This window comes from uncultured Shewanella sp. (assembly GCF_947501665.1).
GTDB lineage: Bacteria > Pseudomonadota > Gammaproteobacteria > Enterobacterales > Shewanellaceae > Shewanella.
The window spans coordinates 38,668-60,455 of the sequence record NZ_CANMWS010000010.1 but is presented as its reverse complement, the minus strand read 5'-3'; the positions used below and the strand labels follow the sequence as shown (position 1 = coordinate 60,455).

At 40.4% G+C, this 21,788-nt stretch carries 18 protein-coding genes; 9 read left to right on the top strand and 9 right to left on the bottom strand.

The window, feature by feature from the left end; genetic code table 11:
- Nucleotides 1–86: 86 nt before the first annotated feature.
- The 4 genes from Q0976_RS09230 to Q0976_RS09215 all read right to left on the bottom strand — a co-directional run bounded on the left by Q0976_RS09230 (nucleotide 87) and on the right by Q0976_RS09215 (nucleotide 4,894).
- Complete coding sequence (locus Q0976_RS09230; RefSeq protein WP_299493234.1) at nucleotides 87–716, bottom strand: hypothetical protein; 630 nt, start codon at nucleotides 714–716, stop codon at nucleotides 87–89.
- A gap of 83 nt (nucleotides 717–799) precedes the next feature.
- The gene (locus Q0976_RS09225) at nucleotides 800–1,420 is read right to left on the bottom strand and encodes a hypothetical protein (RefSeq protein ID WP_299493233.1); all 621 of its coding nucleotides are present in this window, start codon (nucleotides 1,418–1,420) and stop codon (nucleotides 800–802) included.
- A 62-nt stretch (nucleotides 1,421–1,482) separates the two neighbouring features.
- Nucleotides 1,483–2,103: a hypothetical protein gene (locus tag Q0976_RS09220; protein WP_299493232.1), complete on the bottom strand. Its 621-nt coding sequence runs from the start codon at nucleotides 2,101–2,103 to the stop codon at nucleotides 1,483–1,485.
- Nucleotides 2,104–2,275: 172 nt separating this feature from the next.
- Complete coding sequence (locus Q0976_RS09215; RefSeq protein ID WP_299493231.1) at nucleotides 2,276–4,894, bottom strand: hypothetical protein; 2,619 nt, start codon at nucleotides 4,892–4,894, stop codon at nucleotides 2,276–2,278.
- A 515-nt stretch (nucleotides 4,895–5,409) separates the two neighbouring features.
- Here Q0976_RS09215 and Q0976_RS09210 point away from each other — a divergent pair.
- Nucleotides 5,410–5,616, top strand: a complete 207-nt coding sequence (locus tag Q0976_RS09210) for a cold-shock protein (protein ID WP_299493230.1) — start codon at nucleotides 5,410–5,412, stop codon at nucleotides 5,614–5,616.
- A gap of 86 nt (nucleotides 5,617–5,702) precedes the next feature.
- On the opposite strand, the gene Q0976_RS09205 is transcribed toward Q0976_RS09210, so the two are convergent.
- Entirely contained in the window at nucleotides 5,703–6,953 is a 1,251-nt protein-coding gene (locus tag Q0976_RS09205; protein ID WP_299493229.1) for an SO_0444 family Cu/Zn efflux transporter, read from the bottom strand.
- A gap of 44 nt (nucleotides 6,954–6,997) precedes the next feature.
- Nucleotides 6,998–7,477, bottom strand: coding sequence for a Zn(2+)-responsive transcriptional regulator (gene zntR / locus Q0976_RS09200; RefSeq protein WP_299493434.1), 480 nt, complete (start codon nucleotides 7,475–7,477; stop codon nucleotides 6,998–7,000).
- A 351-nt stretch (nucleotides 7,478–7,828) separates the two neighbouring features.
- Between zntR and purH the strand changes: the two genes are divergently transcribed.
- From purH to Q0976_RS09175, 5 genes are all read left to right on the top strand, one after another.
- Entirely contained in the window at nucleotides 7,829–9,418 is a 1,590-nt protein-coding gene (gene purH, locus Q0976_RS09195; protein ID WP_299493228.1) for a bifunctional phosphoribosylaminoimidazolecarboxamide formyltransferase/IMP cyclohydrolase, read from the top strand.
- 87 nt (nucleotides 9,419–9,505) lie between these two features.
- The gene (gene purD, locus Q0976_RS09190) at nucleotides 9,506–10,795 is read left to right on the top strand and encodes a phosphoribosylamine--glycine ligase (protein ID WP_299493227.1); all 1,290 of its coding nucleotides are present in this window, start codon (nucleotides 9,506–9,508) and stop codon (nucleotides 10,793–10,795) included.
- Between the two features lie 170 nt (nucleotides 10,796–10,965).
- On the top strand, nucleotides 10,966–11,673 hold the full coding sequence (locus Q0976_RS09185; RefSeq protein WP_299493226.1) for a spondin domain-containing protein: 708 nt from the start codon (nucleotides 10,966–10,968) through the stop codon (nucleotides 11,671–11,673).
- Between the two features lie 11 nt (nucleotides 11,674–11,684).
- Nucleotides 11,685–12,413 (top strand): spondin domain-containing protein, encoded by a 729-nt coding sequence (locus Q0976_RS09180; protein WP_299493225.1) that lies wholly within the window; start codon nucleotides 11,685–11,687, stop codon nucleotides 12,411–12,413.
- Nucleotides 12,414–12,544: 131 nt separating this feature from the next.
- The gene (locus Q0976_RS09175) at nucleotides 12,545–13,288 is read left to right on the top strand and encodes a response regulator transcription factor (protein ID WP_299493224.1); all 744 of its coding nucleotides are present in this window, start codon (nucleotides 12,545–12,547) and stop codon (nucleotides 13,286–13,288) included.
- Between the two features lie 284 nt (nucleotides 13,289–13,572).
- On the opposite strand, the gene Q0976_RS09170 is transcribed toward Q0976_RS09175, so the two are convergent.
- Nucleotides 13,573–13,974, bottom strand: a complete 402-nt coding sequence (locus Q0976_RS09170; protein WP_299493223.1) for a type III secretion system chaperone — start codon at nucleotides 13,972–13,974, stop codon at nucleotides 13,573–13,575.
- A gap of 136 nt (nucleotides 13,975–14,110) precedes the next feature.
- Here Q0976_RS09170 and Q0976_RS09165 point away from each other — a divergent pair, with 136 nt between their 5' ends.
- Entirely contained in the window at nucleotides 14,111–15,862 is a 1,752-nt protein-coding gene (locus Q0976_RS09165) for a hypothetical protein (RefSeq protein ID WP_299493222.1), read from the top strand.
- 101 nt (nucleotides 15,863–15,963) lie between these two features.
- Here Q0976_RS09165 and hemE read toward each other — a convergent pair whose 3' ends face one another.
- The gene (hemE, locus tag Q0976_RS09160) at nucleotides 15,964–17,028 is read right to left on the bottom strand and encodes a uroporphyrinogen decarboxylase (protein WP_299493221.1); all 1,065 of its coding nucleotides are present in this window, start codon (nucleotides 17,026–17,028) and stop codon (nucleotides 15,964–15,966) included.
- Nucleotides 17,029–17,508: 480 nt separating this feature from the next.
- Here hemE and rsd point away from each other — a divergent pair, with 480 nt between their 5' ends.
- Complete coding sequence (rsd, locus tag Q0976_RS09155; RefSeq protein WP_299493220.1) at nucleotides 17,509–17,976, top strand: sigma D regulator; 468 nt, start codon at nucleotides 17,509–17,511, stop codon at nucleotides 17,974–17,976.
- A gap of 72 nt (nucleotides 17,977–18,048) precedes the next feature.
- Here the strand turns inward: rsd and acnB are convergent, their stop codons facing one another.
- On the bottom strand, nucleotides 18,049–20,646 hold the full coding sequence (acnB, locus tag Q0976_RS09150) for a bifunctional aconitate hydratase 2/2-methylisocitrate dehydratase (RefSeq protein WP_299493219.1): 2,598 nt from the start codon (nucleotides 20,644–20,646) through the stop codon (nucleotides 18,049–18,051).
- A 682-nt stretch (nucleotides 20,647–21,328) separates the two neighbouring features.
- On the opposite strand from acnB, the gene Q0976_RS09145 reads away from it, so the two are divergent.
- Nucleotides 21,329–21,745, top strand: a complete 417-nt coding sequence (locus Q0976_RS09145; protein ID WP_299493218.1) for a hypothetical protein — start codon at nucleotides 21,329–21,331, stop codon at nucleotides 21,743–21,745.
- Nucleotides 21,746–21,788: the final 43 nt, after the last annotated feature.

Here is a 21,788-nt window from a genome sequence, read left to right as displayed (position 1 = left end):
CTCTAGGTCAAACCCTATGATCGCCTTTTTTCTTCAATAAATCTCCAGAAAATAAATATTAACCGTTAGATATGAAACATTAAATATTAATATTTTTCTAAAACACTTAAAGTTAAGTTAACATTGTCGATAGACATAGGGTGAAATTCTTTCGAATTGGTTGCATTCACTTTATTGTATTGATGAGTAACTTTAACTTCTAATTGTTTACACTTCCCTTTAGTGACTTGCTTTTTATATACAACAATTTTACCATCCCTATTTTCATTAATCTTATTGGTATTTTTACTCTCATAACCATTCAGATATTTTTTATATTGTATGCTATCTTCACCTATTGCGATATTACTACAAGAGAGAGTTACTGTTGCATCAAAAAAATGGTACTTTTTTCCAGGCACAGTATATTTAATGATTTTTTCTTTTACTGTATCTACATTTATTACTTTAACTTTACTTACGGTTCCTTGCTTCAATCCTGCTTTACCTGCAACTATTCCAGCAAGGTTAAAATAAAGTCTTTGTCCATGATCACCATTTAAATTAATTTTAGCTATCAATTCTTGCTTAACAGGATTTTTTCCTGTTGTCTTATGAACAAAATCCTTTTTCGTTAATGTATATTGCATTCCTCCTACCGCAATTTGACCATGAGCCATCACCTGAAAACTCAATACACTGCTTATTAATATTAATAAGCCCATCATCCCTTTCATATAATATCCTATTTAGAAATACTTAATAATGTTAATGATTAATATTGCTCATATAAAATAATATTCGTTAAAAATGCCCTATGTTAATTCCCATTCCCTTGAGCATCAGCGACTTCAACGATACTGATTTGGGCCTGAACATCATTAATATGATCTAAGGCTTCAGCGCCAATTTTGACTTGTAAATTTTTACACGCCTTTATCGCCAAAGGCTTTGTGTTCATTGCAAGTGATAAGTCTCGATTTAAATCACTCATAGTGCCATTGATATAGGCATTGTCATGGGCAAATTGCCAATCGATAACCTCATCATCACAGCTGGCTAATAAACTCGCCTCAAACTGAAAATGAGAAGTAATGAGTGGCTCATCTAATATACGATACTCTTCGCACGTCATGGTGCTTTCATCATAATACTCACCTATGGTCTCTAAGTCCCAACGCATACACACTTGCGAGTCAATTTGTGTCACTGTCTCAGTGCCTTGTCCGTTGACATTGGCGCTAATATCAAATGCCAGCGGTATATTGCTATGACCAATCACAGTCAAGTTCGCGATATAATTTTGGCCCTGTGCCACAAAATCAGCTTGGGTTAAGCTCACAGGCTCAGCCCCTACCACAATATCTTTAGCGAATACGTTTACAGACATGATCATTGGCATCATAGCCAGAGCAACGAGTGAAGAAGTGAGTCTTTTCAAAATACAATCCTTATAAAAAATACACTATAACAAAACGTAAAAATAATTTTATTCAATACTGTTTAATACTTTTCTAATACACTTAGCGTTAAATCAATATTATCAATCGACATAGGATACTGCCCCTGAGAGGTACCTTGATAATGTTGGTTATATGCATGCTTAATTTTAACTTGTAACTGTTTACACTTTCCTTTAGTGACTTTTTGTTGATTAATCACCACTTTTTCTTTTCGATTTTTATGGAGCTTTTTCGTATCTTTACTTTCGGCTTTATTTAGAAAATGTTTATTATTAAAGCTGTCTTTTCCGATTGCGATATGGCTGCATGACAATTCAATATTTGATCTAAAATATTGATATTGTTTAGGTGGATTTTTTCCAAAAAGATAAATAATCTCTCCCGATGCATCAGGAGCGCCTTTAGGTATGGAGGTTTTCTCAACACCCGCTTTACCTATAACGGTTCCGCCTAAATTAAAATACAGTTTTTGACCATTGTCCCCACTTAAATCAATGTAGGCAATATATTCATGTCCAACCATATTTTTACCCACTTTTTTATAAACAAAATCTTTCTTGGTTAAATGATATTGTATACCGTCTACCGCAATTTGATGAACGGGTTTTGCAATAGCCTGCGCACTCACAAGCAATGCGATGACGATAAAAAGTTTACTCATATTTTTCATTATATTGATTAAAAACATTAAAAGCACCTGAGGCCTAGTTATCAATAGTACTAGTTATCAATAACACTAATTATCAATAACCATTACCTCAGGCTTATATTAAAAAATAGATTTTAATAGCGCTGATCCACATAAGCCTAAACTCAGCCGCATTCAATCAAACTTAAAATCCAATCACCTTTGAATCGACTTCGGTGATGTCGCCGGAGTCTTTATTGATTTGATAGCGTTTTCGTACTGCACCTTCAAAGATGAACTCAAGGAATAAATCAGCTTCTTTGTTTAGCGTGTTTAACATAATATTATGGACACTACGTAAAATAGGCTGGCTACAGCCATTCATAGTACCAGTATCATACTCATTACACGCCATCATATTACCGCTTTCATCACGTGGGCTCATAATGTTATGTAAATACTCTGTATTATCCAACAAAGTCGCAAATGCTGGTGTGTCAGGTTGTAAAGCGAGGTTCTCATCGATTAATGAAAAAATCGGCCCTTGATGCCAGACATCTTTATGGGAGCCAAAGGTAATGCTGGCATTATGCATGTCACTGTTATTGGCCAGTCTCATGGCCACATCCATGCCCTCACTGGCCCATCCCTCAAGCACATTCACTTCTAATTCTGTTGGCAAATATGCCTGAGCTAAAACTGACAGCGCCTCCAAACTTAACTCTTTTACGTTCCAAAATAAATAAAGATCAGAGTAAACATTCTCAGGATCAGTAGAATAGTTCCTAATATAATTAAAACCTAAACCACCTAATAAATAATTGCCATAGCCCACATTATGAGTACCGTAACGCACTCGATCTGAAGTGGCAGCATCATATTTAGCTTGATTCTCTTGCGCTTCTGCTGACACCCAATGCTGCAATGCTGGCGCCGTGGATACCACTAACTCAGGACTCATCACAGCCACCTCCTGTGGCACATCACAAGTGGCTTGCATCGACAAGTTATCCTCTGCGCTCAATGCTCGAATATCGATTTTATTGGCTTGCCAATCAGCCTTATTGACTGTGGCCATGCCATAGGCATAACGCACTGACTGAGTGGGCTTCACGTACAAGGACTGCTCATTCACTTGCAAAGTCCAATTGTCCGCTTGGCTTAACTGGGATGCAAAGCGCATCTTGTCATGCTCCGCTGAGGTATTCATGCTCGCTTCATCCAGCAATAGCTGTATAGACTGAGCTTGAATCGCGCTTAACACGGCGCCACAATCACTGGCGAGATATTCTCCATCGAGAGGCGTTTGCGTGGCAAACATGATCTCCAGCGTATCGTCTGACTCGCCTGCACTGCCATTATTGCCAGAGCCATTATCACCTGAGTCATTGTCATCTGAGCTATCATCGCTCGAGCCGTCATCATCTGAGCCATTGTCATCTGAACTGCCATCAGCATCACTGATAGCACTCAAGCTATTTAGCAACAGCTGAGACGCTAGCTCTTGCACTTGACCGTCATCATTCAACACATAGGTTTTTTGCATTTTATCTGCAAAGACCACTTGCATATACAAGACCTGCTCACCGGATAGGTACTGAGTGAGCAGCGGTAACCAGCTCCTTAATGTTTGGTGGCGACACCCTTTTGAGCTCAATAAATCTTGGCGTTGGCAAGCAAGCTCAGCCCCATTGTCACCCAAAGGCTGTACACGATCGGCCAGATTGTTATATTGCTTCACATGCTGAGCAATCAGGCTATTTCGTTTGACTTGCGTTAAATTGTCAACCTTTAAGGCGCTCATTAAAGCATCTGTGCCCGTAAACACACCCAATGGTTCATCATCATTACTATTGCTGCAATCATCGCTAAAGGCGAGCCAGAGACTGGGATCCGTAAACTGATCATTGCTGCTGACACGTAATTGCACTCCATCACAACTTTGCCATGATGGCAGCGCACTCACCTTGATGGCATCTGGAAACTCAGGCTTGACTAAGGCCAAAAGCGCCTTTTTATCGAGCTGATCAACTTTCCATTGCAGGCCAAAATGACTGCTAACATAGTTAGGCGTGATTAATTTTTCATGGCTGAGACTCACGCCCGCTTTTACATGCTCACCAAAGCCGAGGCCATCTTTACCGTATTGCCCCTGCAGAATGGGCTGAGCAGTTTGTGCAAACGCCCGTTGATTGGCCTTGGCCGCATCATTCTGCCATTGTGCCATGCCATCGGGCACAGCCACAGTAAAATCGGCATTTAATACTGCCACACCTTGGGGCACACTGCATCGGCCAGTCCATTGCACTTGTTCTGGTGCAATCGTTTGTTTGGCCTTGTTTTGATGAGCATTGTTTTTATTAACACTGTTTTGCCAAAGCTCACTGTCCACTTGCGCAATACCATAACGGTAAGCCATCGCCTCATTGGGTTGCCAATAAACATTGACCTCTTGAGTCGACAATAATTGGGGTTTAACCAAATCAGGCAAGTCCATCTTGTGGGACTTGGCCCAGTTTATTTGGGCTAATAAGGTGTCATCAATGCCAGCACGTTGCTGATGCTTAGTCAGTGCTTGCCACAAGCCTGCGCAATCCTGCTGTAGTATATTTTCGCCGCTGACATCACTACTACCTGAGCCTGTCGATGTCGGCACATAAGGGCTCATGACTAACACTTGGGTTTGTTTAGCTTGTGAAATGGGAGCCGTCTCAGAAATAGCGGCTTTAGTCGTATTATCACTCGAGCCACCACAAGCACTCAGAAGGCTCGTCACTATCGCAACGCTGATTTGGCGATATTGGCACCATTTTTTATATTTCATAATCATCCATTGATAAAAACCTATCCTCACGCTATAACTCAATTCGTTGAATTATAATGAAAACGGTATTACCCTCATTAAAATGTAAATTTAATTAACATTATCAATGAGTTTTATAGTATTAAAAAGATGACCTTAATCGTAAGCGATCTAACATTAGTAATGGCTAATTATCATCCTTCAACATATTGCCGCGAACGCAACGAGCAGATGACTTAATAAGAGAGACATAAAACTGGTTAATCTTGCTAAAACATAAAACATAGGGGCCAATGAAAAATAAGCAGTCATTTTTCATTTTTGGGATCAACCACTCTAACTCATTGTTATAAAATTAATATGACTTTTCTATAGAAAAAGTTGTAATTAATCCTTAAGGGTTAATTACAAAATAGAAATCATTCGTATAAGGTCATTATTTTAGTAAAACTATATTTACAAAAACGCATATAAGCTGCTATTTCTTATTCTGCCGTAAGTGGCAATCAATCATTAACTAATTTGAAGAGTAAACTATGAGTAAAGGCACAGTGAAGTGGTTCAATGCAGATAAAGGGTTTGGATTCATCACACCAGAAGATGGCACAAAAGACCTTTTTGTACACCATTCAGAAATCAAAAACGGTGGTGGTTATGCAACTTTAAATGACGGCCAGGCCGTTGAGTTTGAAGTCGGCCAAGGGCAAAAAGGCCCCTGTGCAAACAATGTTGTTGCAGTCTAACGAAATATAATGTCACGCCACCGATGAATTCATTATTAAAAATAGATATCGATGGCGTTTATTTCATTGCTCATTTCACTTATATTTTAAGAACAACAATCTCGTCGCCACCAATTTTTCGGTAATTTTTCAAATAATACCTTTAACATTAACCCAGCTAAAATAATGCCCGAGCTATAAACGACCCAACTCGGTAATAAAGCATAATGCTCTCCAATTTGGGGAGCCACAACAAAACCAAAATTATCAACCAACTCATTGGTTAACATGCCAAAGATTAAAGCGACACCTAACACTCCGCCTAAATACCCAAACAATGCTCGCTTTCCAAGCTCTTTGCTCACAACGCCTAAGGTCGCAATATTGGTTGCAGGACCTGCCAACATAAACACCAGCACCGCTCCAGGTGACAAGCCCGCTAATAATAATCCTGCTGCTATCGGTGTTGAAGCCGTCGCACAAATATACATAGGAATAGAAATGACCACCATCACTAACATCGCCAATATACCGTCTCCCCATTGCACGAGAAAATCACTAGGCACATAGGTTTGCACCAATGCGGCAAATAATAATCCTATTAATAACCATACTGTTGTATCCCGCACTAAGTCAGTAGCAGCATAATGTAAGCCTTTAGCAATACGAAGTAATATGCTGTCTGACGGTAAATCAGCTTGGGCATTACTGTCCTTATCGCAACACGCCCCCTCTTGGACCACGCTGTCTACATTTGTACTTTGCTCAGCAGAGATATCACCGTCACAGCACGTTTTTTTGACCGTGTCAGTTTTTACACTAGGACAACAAGAGGTCTCGTTTTTAGGCATCGAAACACCTTTCACTTGGGGATCACAACATGATGTGATTGGTGGCATTTCTTTATCACAGCAATTTGATTTAACGGTCTTTTCTGAAATATCACTTGTCGAGTGAACTGTATCCTCATCTCTGCCAACAAGCATTCCCGCCACTATCGCACTGGTTATGGCTGCAATAGGCCTCACAACCGCCATAAAAGGACCCAGTAATACATAAGAGACAGTGACAGAGTCCACTCCTGTTTCTGGGGTGGACACCAGAAAAGAGGTTGTGGCCGCTTTTGATGCACCAGAGCGTCTGAGCCCAACAGCGGCAGGAATGACACCGCATGAGCATAAAGGTAAAGGTGCGCCCAATAAAGCCGCCTTAACCGTAGCTTTAAATCCATGTCCTCCTAACTGCTTTTGCATCCAAGACATGGGAACAAACATTTTCAACATCCCCGCCAACACGAGTCCCAATAACAGCCAAGGCGCAGATTCTAAAAATAAATCGATAAAATTGGTAAATAACATTCTAATATCTCACTTAAGATACAACCCATTAAAAATAACTCACACTATTTATGAGTATTACAATGTTTAGTATATTGTTTCGCATCATGATGATGCTCAGTATTCTCGCATTGTATCGTGGTACTACTCGATTCTAATGCCTCAAGAATTGAACAATGCTCCGCACTTTCAGGTCCACCACAACAGGCATTGGATAATCGTTGTAACGATAACTGAAAGTGCTGTAATTCATTAATTTTATTATTCACATTTTCCAATTTATCATCTACCAATGCTTTTACATCAACACATGCCCAATTGGATTTATCCAGCTCAATGGATAATAAGTCAATGATTTCCGATAAACTGAAACCAACCGCTTTCGCCCTTAAAATAAACCGTAAACGCTCAGCATCGGGTTCAGTATACATACGATAACCCGCTGTACTTCGAAATGAAGGCGATAATAAACCATGCTTTTCATAAAAACGTAACGTATCGGTTTTCACTTCACACATCTTGGCTAACTCACCAATTCGGTACATATCTAACCCATTCTTTAATCCAAGAGATAAACTCATTATACTCAAGCCAATTAAAGATGCGAATCGATACCGTTTTAACTGCCAAGGTATCTAACTTTCGCTGTTCTGTTTTGCGTATTGTGAATACTCATATAAAAGACAGTTATTACGCCCATTTTACGATAAAATACGCGCGCATTTCATCGAATGCACACAGTGCTAAGTTAGTATTGAATACATGAAGCTCATCATTATTAAGCGGTTAATATTCATTTGAGGGACTTTTGGAAAACGAGATGAGAGGCTAGCCTCGCGCCTTGATGCTTTTTTTCCTAAAGATCCTTAAAAAATAACCACTGGACTTCTATCCCAATGAATGATGTCAAACCGATCCGCCGAGCACTATTAAGTGTTTCAGATAAAACAGGGATCCTTGAGTTCGCTCAAGCCCTTCACGCTCAAGGTGTCGAACTGCTTTCTACTGGCGGTACGGCCCGCCTACTCGCAGAAAATCGAATTCCTGTTACAGAAGTGTCTGATTACACAGGACACCCTGAAATCATGGATGGAAGAGTCAAAACACTGCATCCGAAAATCCATGGTGGTATTTTGGCTCGACGTGGTGTCGATGAAACCGTAATGGCTGAAAATAATATCAAGCCTATCGATCTCGTCGTTGTGAATTTATACCCTTTTGCCGATACCGTCGCCAAAGAAAATTGTAGCCTTGAAGACGCCATTGAAAATATTGATATTGGTGGGCCCACCATGGTGCGGGCAACAGCTAAAAACCACAAAGACGTCACCATTGTCGTTAATAGCAAAGATTACGCAAAAGTCCTGGCTGAAATGGCGAGTAACCAAGGTAGTACCTATGCCAGCACTCGTTTCGATTTAGCCATTGCCGCTTTTGAGCATACTGCAGCCTATGATGGTATGATAGCCAATTATTTTGGCACTATGGTGCCTCCCCATCATCAAGATAACAATGACGTCGAATCAACATTTCCCCGCAGTTACAACACTCAGTTAATTAAAAAACAAGATTTGCGCTACGGAGAAAATAGTCATCAAAGTGCGGCATTTTATGTCGATACACAAGTGGATGAAGCCTCTGTGGCCACCGCAACACAATTGCAAGGAAAGGCCCTTTCCTACAACAATATTGCCGATACAGATGCAGCCTTAGAATGTGTCAAAGAATTCCAACAACCCGCTTGTGTTATCGTCAAGCACGCTAACCCTTGTGGTGTCGCATTAGGTGATAATTTACTTGACGCTTATGATCGTGCTTTTAAAACCGATCCTACCTCTGCCTTTGGGGGCATTATTGCCTTTAACCAAGAATTGGATGCCGACACAGCCAGCGCCATTATTGAACGTCAATTTGTCGAGGTCATTATCGCCCCTCAAATTAGTCAGGCAGCTCGTGATGTTCTCAATGCAAAAGTGAATGTGCGAGTACTTGAATGTGGCTTATGGACTCATAGAACCACCAGCTTAGATTACAAACGTGTCAATGGGGGTCTTTTAATACAAGACAGAGATCAAGGGATGGTCAACCTTGATCAAGTTAAAGTCGTGTCTAAGCGCCAACCCACAGCAAGCGAAATGAACGATCTGCTGTTTTGCTGGAAAGTCGCTAAATTTGTTAAGTCTAATGCCATTGTCTACGCCAAAGATGGTATGACTATTGGTGTCGGTGCAGGTCAAATGAGCCGCGTTTACAGTGCAAAAGTGGCCAATATTAAAGCGGCTGATGAAGGTTTAATCGTAGAAAACTCCGTCATGGCATCGGATGCTTTTTTCCCTTTTCGTGATGGTATTGACGCTGCAGCGAATGCAGGAATAAGCTGTATTATCCAACCTGGTGGCTCAATACGCGACGAAGAGATCATTGCAGCTGCCGATGAACATAATATGGCTATGGTCTTCACTGGTATGCGCCATTTCCGTCATTAGCCAAATACCCTCTCGCTAAGGCTAATCTTATTATTTTAGCCTTAGCTCAAGCTGAAATGTATCGGGATTAAACGATAAGGTTATTGAATGAAAGTATTAATCATTGGTGGCGGTGGCCGCGAACACGCTCTAGCTTGGAAAGCCGCGCAATCAACGCAAGTCGATACTGTTTATGTGGCGCCAGGGAATGCAGGTACAGCACTTGAACCCAATATTAAAAACGTGCTCATCGATAATAATGATATCGATGCGTTAATTCGATTTGCAAAAGACAATGAAGTCGCGCTAACCATTGTCGGCCCAGAGGCCCCATTGGTTGCTGGCATAGTGGATGCTTTTAACGATGCACAACTTGCTATTTTTGGCCCAACCAAAGGCGCGGCACAATTAGAAGGCTCAAAAGCCTTCACTAAAGACTTTCTTGCTCGACATCACATTCCAACGGCGGCTTATCAGAATTTCACAGAGATAGCGCCAGCCAAGGCTTTTGTCAAAGAAATGGGCTGCCCGATTGTCATCAAAGCCGATGGATTAGCCGCAGGAAAAGGCGTGATTATCGCTCAAAATCAAGCTGAAGCAGATAATGCCATTGAGGATATGCTTGAAGGCAATAAATTTGGTGAAGCTGGCGCTCGCGTCGTCATTGAAGAGTTTCTTGTTGGTGAAGAAGCCAGCTTCATCGTGATGGTGGATGGTAAAAACATTCTCCCTCTAGCCACCAGCCAAGATCATAAGGCACGCGATAATGGTGACAATGGGCCTAACACAGGTGGCATGGGAGCCTACTCACCAGCACCTGTCGTCACTCAATCGGTGCACGATTGGACCATACAACATGTTATTCGCCCCACTGTCGATGGCATGGCTGCAGAAGGACATACTTACACAGGCTTTTTATATGCAGGTCTCATGATTGCGCCTGATGGCAGTGCCAAAGTATTAGAATACAACTGCCGCTTTGGCGATCCTGAAACTCAACCCATTATGATGCGACTAAAATCTGATTTAGTGGCGCTTTGCTTAGCTGCGACTCGAGGCGAACTCGATAGCGTCACAGCAGAATATGACGATCGCGCAGCAGTCGGTGTTGTACTGGCTGCCGGAGGTTACCCAGAAGCTTATCGCCAAGGCGATGTTATTCAAGGTCTAAATTTAGGCAATGATAATGCTAAAGTCTTCCATGCAGGTACAGCCTCTAAAGACGGCCAAATTGTGACTAAAGGTGGTAGAGTATTATGTGCAACCGCATTAGGCAATACCGTCACACAGGCACAAACCAAAGCTTATCAACTCGTTGAAAGCATTCATTGGGACGACGTATATTTTCGTACCGATATTGGCTACCGTGCCATTGAACGCGAACAAACAGAAAGTTAACTCGCTTTTAAAAGGTCACTTTCTCGATAGGCGATAAAGTGACCTTTTATCCTTCACTCCCCCATTTTTTCTCTTGCAACTGAAACGTTATACTTTTGTGATTCTTACGTTTTATTTACATGATAATTCTTTGTCAAAATTAGCTGACCAACTTAGCAAAGAGATTAATCATGAAATTAACACAGATCACATCAGCAATATTAATGACGGGTGCCGTAAGCCTGCCTTTGAGTGTCAACGCACAAGAATTAGAGATCAGCATTAAAAATTTAACCCATGGCATAACGTTTACCCCTTTGCTAATCGCTGCCCATGATAACAACACCCACTTATTTGAAGTCGGTACTCAAGCCGATATGGCTCTTCAAAAAATGGCTGAAGGGGGCGATATTAGTGAACTAGATACCATGGTAATGGCTAATGATGGTCTAAGTATCACTAACCCTGCTGAAGGGCTATTAGCGCCTGGCGCTGAGATCAGTCAAATAATGTTTGATACACAAGATCAATCTCACCTCTCTATTACCGCCATGATGTTGCCAACCAATGATGCATTTATTGGGCTCGATTCCTGGGCAATTCCTTCCACAGCAGGTACGTATACCTTTACATTGAATGCCTATGATGCTGGTACTGAGATCAATGATGAAATCATTAATGGTGGAGGTGCACTAGGCACACCAGGGATCCCTGCCGCTCCCCAAGGCGATGCAGGTAGCAATGCAACTGGGGTTATGGATATGAGCAGCAATGATTCCGTTCATATTCATCCAGGTATTTTAGGCGATACCGATCTTGATGGTGGCATGAGCGATCTGGATAGTCGTGTTCACCGTTGGTTAAATCCCGTCGCACAAGTCACTGTTATTGTGAAATAGAGGACAGCCTTATGAATTTGTCTTTTCCCCCCAAGAAGTCCGTACTGCTCACCAGTATAGTTCTGGCGAGCTTAAGCTTAACTGCTTGTTCAGATGATGACGATAACAGCTTGCCAAACACGGATGATACTCCAACCGAAAGCACACAACAATATACGGTGACAGTCACCAATTTAACATCTTCGCAACCAATGTCACCCTTAGCTTTAATCACACATGAAGCAAATACAAAGTTATGGCAACAAGGACAGCCCAGTAGTCTAGCGATTGAGACAATGGCTGAATCTGGCGACAACAGTCAACTCCTCGCACTAGAAGGAAATGAATACAATATAACAGGTGAAGCAATACTCCTTCCTGGAGGTAGTGAAACTTTTACCTTGAGTATGTCTGACGATACTGAGCTTACGGCATCACTGGCAACCATGTTAGTCAATACCAATGATGCATTTACCGGCTTTACCGATGTCAGCTTTACCCATTTATCTCTCAATGAAACCATGGAATGGCAAACTTCAGTCTATGATGCGGGTACTGAAGCCAATTCTGAAGAACAAGGCACCATACCTGGGCCTGCTGATGGCGGCGAAGGCTTTAATAGTACGAGGGATGATATTGATCGTGTTCACCTGCACCCTGGTATAATCAGCTCTGATGATGGCCTGATGAACTCGGTGCTTTCCGCTCATCACAGATTTGATAACCCCAGCCTCAATATCAAAATAGAACGTATACAATAAACAATAACAATGATTAGCCTGTGGAATCATCACGGGCTTAATTATCCCCTTTTAAAAAAATACGGTTATTGCTGAAATAAAAAGCAACAAACACAGGTCTCATTTATTAGGACCGACTTTGGATGCGAATTATGAATGGAATGACCCCTTATTTCTCAGAGCAGATAAAGAAACATATTCTTCTTATTGAACAAGATGAGCTGGTTGCAAATCAGATTATTTTAAACCTTCAAACCCTTAACGTTCATGTGAGCCATTGCACTCATTTAGCCCACGCGGATTTACAATTAACACAAGATAACATAGATCTCATTATTATGGAGAGACAGCTTCCTGACGGAGATGGTATTTTTTTGTGTCAAAAAATAAGTGGCAAGAGCAACCCCACCCCCTGCATGTTACTTACCACTCATGATAGTGAAGCTGATATTGTATTAGGGCTCGATTCAGGCGCCGACGATTACATCACTAAGCCTTTTAGCGCTCTGGAATTTAGAGCTCGAGTCAAAGCGCTATTAAGACGCTGTGTTAACGCAGCTCATTCGGTAAACGCATTAGCGTACAACGGGATAAAAATTAATAAGCAAACCCGTGAAGTCATCATACTTGAGGAAGTGTTAACCTTAACGGCACGAGAATTTGATCTCTTAGCTTACCTCGCAACGCATCCAAAGCAAGTATTTAGCCGAATGCAATTATTAGAAGCCGTATGGGGATATTCACATTCTGGCTACGAGCATACCGTAAACAGCCATATAAACCGATTACGCGCTAAATTACCCAAACAAGATGGCTGTGCAGACTTAGTTGAAACAGTGTGGGGGGTAGGCTATAAATTTTCCCCTCCCCAAAACTTACTCTCCAATCGACATTAATACCCACATTAATAATACCCAACTAACTTGGGTATTATTTAAAAACGATAAACCAATGTATTGTGATATCGCTAAATTCCAGATAACGGGTGTCAGATAGAGATTAAATTACATTTAAAATTAATATGTTAATTAACTCACTTATTTTTATTTATTTCACTTTTTGATAAATGTCGATATTTTTGTCGATATCAAGGGCGGGATTTCCTATCTAATAGCAAGACACAGATGAAAGCAAAAATAGCGATCTTAAGCAGCACTGCTTAGCCCGAATTCCGGCTATATTAATCAAACTCACTTAACATTTCACTCCAAACGTTTAAACGCTCAGAAAAACGCAATAATACATCTACTAAGATATTCACACTTAACTCTTGAGTAAACAAATCAAATAGTTGAATTAAATTATCATTATACATCGCCATACGGATCCCGCCTGTATCACGCCAACAATAATTATACTCTAGCAGTAATGTGTAGAAGGCTTCTTTAAGAGTTACCGCACTGCTCCCTATGGATGACTCTAATGTGAGTTTGTGAGAATCAGGTGTATGAATAACATTAACCTCCTTGCCTTCTGCAAACACAATTTTCCAGTGTTGCTCATCAAGTTTAATAATGCTCTGCGCATCAATCAATGCACCTACCTCTGAAAACATCATATCTATTTGTTTTACATTATACATTCACACACTCATACCATTTCAAGTTCCAACTACTATAGCAATATTAATTAGAGCCTAATATCAGGTCTTTCACTGATCAAAAAACAACCCAAAATAATTTAACATAATATATTTCAGATAAGATAAGGAATACTCAATGACGGTTAGCTTCACACCTCAATCATTCTCTTGGAATGATGTTGATAATTTGAGTTCGAGCGTAAGAAACCTTGCTTCGGCCAGTAATAATCACAATATTCAATTAGCTAGTCAGCAACAAGGAGATTCCATTGTTTTATATGCTAGAGATACAACAAAAACTGGCAGTTTGTACCCTAGTCAGCAAGGTTCATTAAGCAAAGAAAGCGCTACGCTCGCATTTAAAGCGACTCAAACTGCTTTTACAAACTTGTATGCAAAAGCAGGGCTAGATCAAAAACCATTAGATGAATTTTTTAGCAATATTACCAATCAACAAAGTGGCAAAACATCCCCCCTCAAAGAAGGTGATATTCTCAGGCTTTGTACTATGGCTAAAGCGGCCAAAGCGAATCATTTAAGCCAACAACCGGGCATTCAAAGCCATGCAAAAGCCTCTGTACAAAGCGCAAATGAAACACAAAAAACCACCCCTTCTCTATTGAACGCAAGTCGAGTACTGCAAACCCAGCATCAATTTCAAGAACTCACAATAAAAGATTCTTATAATTCAAAAGATAACATTAGCTTTACTAATTCTAATCTACTTAGAGATGGGCTTAATTTTTGTAGTATGAAAGCATCTCAATGGAAAGCAGATATTAAAGAGTTTCTTGCTGCATATACCCCCTTTATAACTTATAAGCCTGAAGCAATAAGAAATGCAAAAGTAGATAATATTAAACATGAAACAGTCACTTCAGGACAAACGATTTCTCATGAGGTGATACGTTCCAGCTTTGAAACATTAAGAGATCAGGACAACGTCAAATCCTTTTCTAATCCACTCACATTAGATCTCGTGCAATCACCAGATGAACCTGATAACAGTCCCGGAGCCAGTGCTTCGGCAAAACAGAAAGCAGCTGTTCAAAAGACTTTAAAAGAATTAACCCCCGGACAAACAGCACAATTCCCGTTTTGTAAAGGAGGGCATTGGATGTTAATTACTGCAAAACATACTGGTAATCAAATAGAATTTACTGGGCTATCAACTTCTTCAGGTTATACAAAAGCAATGCAAAATATGATGGATGCCATAAAAACTCTGGCACCACAATCAAAAGAAATTTCACTATCCACTAAAGTACTGCAAGGACAAATTCAAAATAAAACAGGCTCAAGTTGTGGAGCTTATGTATTTGAATTAGCCACTCGCATAATCAGGAATGGCGGTAATGAAGTGTCTGCTTTTAATGAACTTACTAATGAAATATCCGGATTATCCCATACTGCACGCAGAAATTACGAAGTTGAAGAAGCAAGAATGCGTTTACTTTTTGCATACGAACAAAGAGAAGTTGAAGATCTCATTGAATTTCCTAAAAGTCGACTTGAGTATGCTCAAAAAGAATTTGTAGCTGAAACAAAAAATTTAAATCTTGCTGAAAATAATGAAGAGAAGGCAATTACATTCTGGAACAATGCCAAACAAGCACTTCAAAGGTTAGAGCAAGAGCATGAACTAGCAGTTACAACAGACCAAAGTTCCCCCGTATTTGCTGCAAAACACTCAAAAGCAAAAGTAGAAGTACAATTAACAAAAAATAACCTCGATGCATTACACCTAGAAACACTCAAAAGCAGAGAAAAAGTTAACTCTATACTGGAAAAGATATCCTCATGGGAAGACAAACTGAATATCGCTCAACAAAATGCGGATATAGCAAGAGCAACAGCGCAAACAAAATCACTCATTAATTTACATTAGTTATTATTAGTATCGTTTTTAAACATAAGTCACAAACCATACACTATGGTTTGTGACTTTAATCATATGATTCTACAGCCATTTACACAAATTAATCAGACTTACTTATGGTATTGTCCTGACAACTGATTCACGGCTTTAATAAAAGCGCCTGCATGCTCAGGATCCACATGTTGATGTATACCATGGCCTAAGTTGAACACATGACCCGTACCACTACCGTAGCTCGCCAATATTTGAGCCACTTCTTGCTCAATACGCTCAGGTGATGCATAAAGCATCGACGGATCCATATTGCCTTGCAACGCCACTTTATGACCAACACGGCGGCGGGCATCCCCAATATCCACAGTCCAATCAAGTCCAAGTGCATCACAACCGGTTTCGGCCATAGACTCAAGCCATAAGCCGCCACCTTTAGTAAATAACGTCACTGGCACTTGTCGGCCATCAGCAAAACGGGTTAATCCATCGACAATTTTTTGCATATAACGCAGTGAAAACTCTCGATAAGCATGATGAGATAATGCACCACCCCAAGAGTCAAAAATCATTAACGATTGGGCACCATTAGCCACTTGGGCATTTAAATACAAGATAACAGAATCAGCTAACTTATCGAGTAACATATGTAATGCCGCGGGCTCAGCGTATGCCATTTTTTTAATTTTTTCAAATGTCTTACTCGATCCACCTTCCACCATGTATGTCGCCAGTGTCCAAGGTGATCCAGAAAAACCAATCAGTGGTACTTCACCTTTAAGCTCACGTCTGATGGTGCTCACCGCACGCATCACATAACCTAACTCATCTTCAGGATCGGGAATGGCTAATTTTTTAATCGACTCGATGGTATCGGTTGGACGTTCAAAGCGCGGACCTTCGCCCGTTTCAAAATAAAGCCCTAATCCCATCGCATCAGGAACCGTTAAAATATCAGAAAATAAAATCGCCGCGTCTAAATCATAACGACGCAAAGGCTGTAATGTTACCTCACACGCTAATTCTTGATTTCGACATAAAGACATAAAATCGCCCGCTTGTGCTCGTGTCGCTTTATATTCAGGAAGATAACGACCCGCTTGACGCATCATCCATACCGGTGTCCTGTCTACAGGCTGCTTTAGCAAAGCACGTAAGTAACGATCATTCTTTAATTCTGCCATTTGGCTCACTTCCTAAACTAGTTATCGATATCAGCTTTGTTGGCTAGTTTAGCATTTACGCAGACAAAGTAACCTCTATCTGCGTATTTATGTGATAACAAGCCATTAATCATATCTGGTTAAATTGACCAGCCAACTTTAGCCTCCAAGTCACATAAAAGCACTAAATTAGAACATGCTCAATATTAAATCAATGTACAATAATATTACAAAAAGGTTGCACGAAGCTCTCAGCTTTGATATAAACTTTCTGCGCTAGCAAAAACAATCAAGAGCTCGTTACATCGAGCCAGTACAAAACTTACTCGCCCAGAGATAGCTTGCTACCTCTGGGCATTTTATTATTTCCCACCCTGACTATAACTTTTCGATATAATTCCAATAACAATTTCGACTAAAAAACCAGCAAAAAACAGTTGATAAACCTTGCCGATCTCTCTACATTAGAGTTAATGGAAACCGTGTGTCATGGGAAATCAAATGTTAAAAAAACTCGAAAGAGCCCAACAAAAATGGGGTGGTTCTAATTCACTCATTGATCAATGGCTCAATAACCGCCGAAATTTGTTAATTAATTATTGTCAAATTGCAGGCCTCCCTCCCTATGATCCCATTGAAAATACTCTTCCCACTTTCGGTTCAATTAAAGCTTTTTGTGATCTTTTAATGGACTATGTCTCTGAAGGACATTTCGAAATTTTCGATCAAGTCGTCACAGCTTGCGAAAAAAATGGTACTTCAAGCCAAGCCCTCGCCCAACAACTGGTACCTCAAATCAGTGAAACCACCGATACTGCACTTGATTTTAATGATAAATACACAGAATCAGCAGATGATAACGTGCTTTATCATTTAGATAAGGATCTGTCTTCCTTAGGGCATGCAATGGAAACACGCTTTGCATTAGAAGATAAATTACTCGAAGTATTACACACAAAATATTCTTAGTTTTACCTGTCTATGCGATTTCCCATAAAAAAAGCCTGCGTTTAGCAGGCTTTTTTACATCACACAATCACATTAAACTGCGGATTGAAAAATCACTTTACCGGCTTTTTCTGTATAAGCAGGTAATTGATCGAAGTTAAGGTATCGATACGTATCTGCAGCGGTAGCATCTAACTCTTTAGCATAAGTTTGATACTCCTCTGTAGTCGGTAAACGACCTAATAATGCAGCAACAGCAGCTAACTCAGCTGACGCCAAATACACATTGGCCCCCGTACCCAAACGATTTGGGAAGTTACGTGTCGAAGTTGAAACCACTGTCGCTCCCTCTGCTACACGTGCTTGGTTACCCATACATAATGAACAGCCAGGGATCTCAATTCTCGCCCCAACACGGCCAAAGATGGCATAATAACCTTCTTCGGTCAGTTGATCTCTGTCCATTTTTGTTGGTGGAGCAATCCAAAGGCGAGTCGGTAAACTGGTGGCAAACTTATCCAACATTTTCCCCGTTGCTCTGAAATGACCAATGTTAGTCATACATGAACCGACAAACACCTCATCAATTTGCGTATTCGCAACGTCAGAGAGTAACACGGCATCATCAGGATCATTTGGTGCACAAAGAATTGGCTCTTTGATATCATTCAAATCAATCTCAATAACAGCGGCATATTCAGCATCAGCATCAGCTTCCATTAACTCAGGATCTGCTAACCACTCTTGCATAGCCAAAATACGACGCTCAATGGTTCGGCGATCGCCATAACCTTCCTCAATCATCCATTTCAACATAACAATATTTGAATTGAGGTATTCAATAATAGGTTCTTGACCTAATTTAATGGTACAACCTGCCGCACTTCGCTCTGCAGATGCATCAGACAACTCAAAAGCTTGCTCAACTTTTAATTGCTCAAGACCTTCAATTTCAAGCACTCGGCCCGAGAAGAAATTCACTTTACCTTTCTTCTCAACGGTCAATAAACCTTGCTCAATGGCTTTATGTGGAATGGCATGTACCAAATCACGTAAAGTGATCCCAGGCTGCATTTCACCTTTAAAACGTACCAATACCGACTCAGGCATATCAAGAGGCATCACCCCTGTTGCCGCAGCAAATGCCACTAACCCCGATCCTGCAGGAAATGATATTCCAATTGGGAAACGAGTATGTGAATCGCCACCCGTACCGACAGTATCAGGCAATAACATGCGGTTTAACCATGAATGGATAACCCCATCACCTGGGCGCAATGACACCCCTCCTCGATTCATAATAAAGTCAGGCAATGTATGATGGGTATTAACATCAATCGGTTTCGGATAAGCAGCAGTGTGACAGAAAGATTGCATAGTCAAATCAGCGCTAAAACCTAAACAAGCGAGATCTTTTAATTCATCACGCGTCATAGGACCTGTCGTATCTTGAGAGCCAACAGACGTCATTTTAGGTTCACAGTATTGTCCTGGGCGGATACCGGTCACACCACAAGCTTTACCTACCATTTTCTGTGCAAGAGTAAAACCTTTGCCCGTATCAGCAACGTCTTGAGGACGAACAAACTCTGTTGATGCACCTAAATTTAATACTTCACGAGCACGATCAGTCAGACCACGACCAATAATTAAAGGAATACGGCCACCGGCTCGCACTTCATCCATTAATACATCTGTTTTCAATGCAAACTCTGAAATAACCTCATCAGAATCATGGCGCTTCACTTTACCTTCATAAGGGTAAATATCAACAACATCCCCCATTTCCATTTGGCTTACATCAAGTTCAATCGGTAATGCCCCAGCATCTTCCATTGTATTGAAGAAAATAGGTGCAATTTTACCTCCAAAACAGAAGCCACCGCCACGTTTATTAGGCACATTAGGGATATCATCTCCCATGAACCATAACACTGAATTCGTAGCAGATTTACGAGAAGATCCTGTTCCAACAACATCCCCCACATAGACTAATGGGAAACCTTTCGCTTTTAACGCTTCAATTTCTTTAATTGGACCCACTGTACCGGCGACATCAGGCACAATGCCATCGCGGGCATTTTTTAACATGGCTAAGGCGTGTAATGGAATATCAGGGCGAGACCAAGCATCTGGTGCTGGTGATAAATCATCAGTATTAGTTTCACCAGAAACTTTAAAAACCGTTAATGAAATTTTTTCAGCCAATTTAGGACGATTTAAAAACCAATCTGCATTAGCCCAAGACTCGACAACTTGCTTAGCGGCTGCATTACCGGCTTGCATTTTCTCTACCACATCATGGAAAGAATCAAACATCAACAGTGTTTGTGACAAGGCAGCTACCGCTAGCGGTGCTTGAGCTTCATTATCTAATTGTGCAATCAATGGTTCAATATTATAACCACCTTGCATTGTGCCAAGCAGTTCTACTGCTCGCGCTGAAGATATGATTGATGACTGTGCATCGCCTCGGGCTAATGCATCAAGAAAACCTGCTTTGACATAAGCTGCTTCATCAACTCCGGGTGGGATCCTATTTTCAAGCAAATCAAGAATAAACGCTTCTTCACCTGCAGGGGGATTTTTCACTAATTCAACAAGTTCAGATACCTGTTGAGCATCAAGTGGTTTAGGGACTACGCCCTCTTCAGCACGTTCTGCGACGTGTTTGCGATATGCTTCTAGCACGGCAACATTCCTCTTTTTTGGCGTTCGAACAACGATACTGCGTAATCTTTGATATTCTCTATCAACTCGGACAGGCTCGTACTCTTTTCGAGACTATTATACTACATTCCACTTAAAAAGTCGGAAAAGGGATTGCTTGGGTCTCAAGAGAAGATCAGCTCTGTAAATAAAAACAGTGAACAGGTTCAACATGAAGGAAACAAAAAAATCGTAACAACAAAATAAAAATAAACCATAAAAAACAGAAGCATAAATGGAAATGAAATTATTATTCACACATCGAATTCAAAAAACACACAATATCAGCAACATATAGTCCCTTACCCTTTAGCCTACTATTCACCAAAGTTATAGTGAAGATAACCTAGGAATGTAACCCCCTGTCTCTTACTAACAATCCAATACGTTAAAAAATCAAACGTTAATAATATGATCTGATAGCTAAATCAATATATTCCGCAGTTAGAATAAATTTAATCTGTACTTCATTAACCATCACATGCACGACAAGAAGCTAAACATTTGTTATTCATAGACCTAAAGTGACTGACTTTAAATGGTCGATATTTAAACTAAAAATGAAAAGTCGACACGAAATGTGATATCATTACTCTAAATTAGAGCACAAGCTTCATCGGCTTTTTTGAATCAATCCATATAACAATAACTATAAGGGGTTATCGTGCTAGATAGTCGTATTTCACCTCGGTCATCCTCTGGTATTTCTTTTTTAAAAGGACATAAGCGAATCATTGCTTGGAAAGTATATTTCTTTGCTTTTTTATGCATGACATTTCTAGGTTATATTGGGCTCATGGGAAAAGAAACACGCTTTATTGATATTTTAGATACACTAGCCAGTAGCGCCTTATTGCTCTCGGTATTTAGTTATACTTACAAAAAAAGACTATTCTCTTTTTATAGCTGGATATTTATCGGTCTATTTTGTCTGTCTGAAAATATTCTCTACACTTATCTCACTCATGTGATCCAACATGAAAACTCCCCCAACACACTCTATACATTTGGTACTATTTTTATTTGGTTAATCAATTTACCCGCGTTCATCACACTATTTTTAAATACCAAACAAAAATAAGCTTTTCTTTTTAATAAAAGTTCAATAAAATCAATATTCCTCA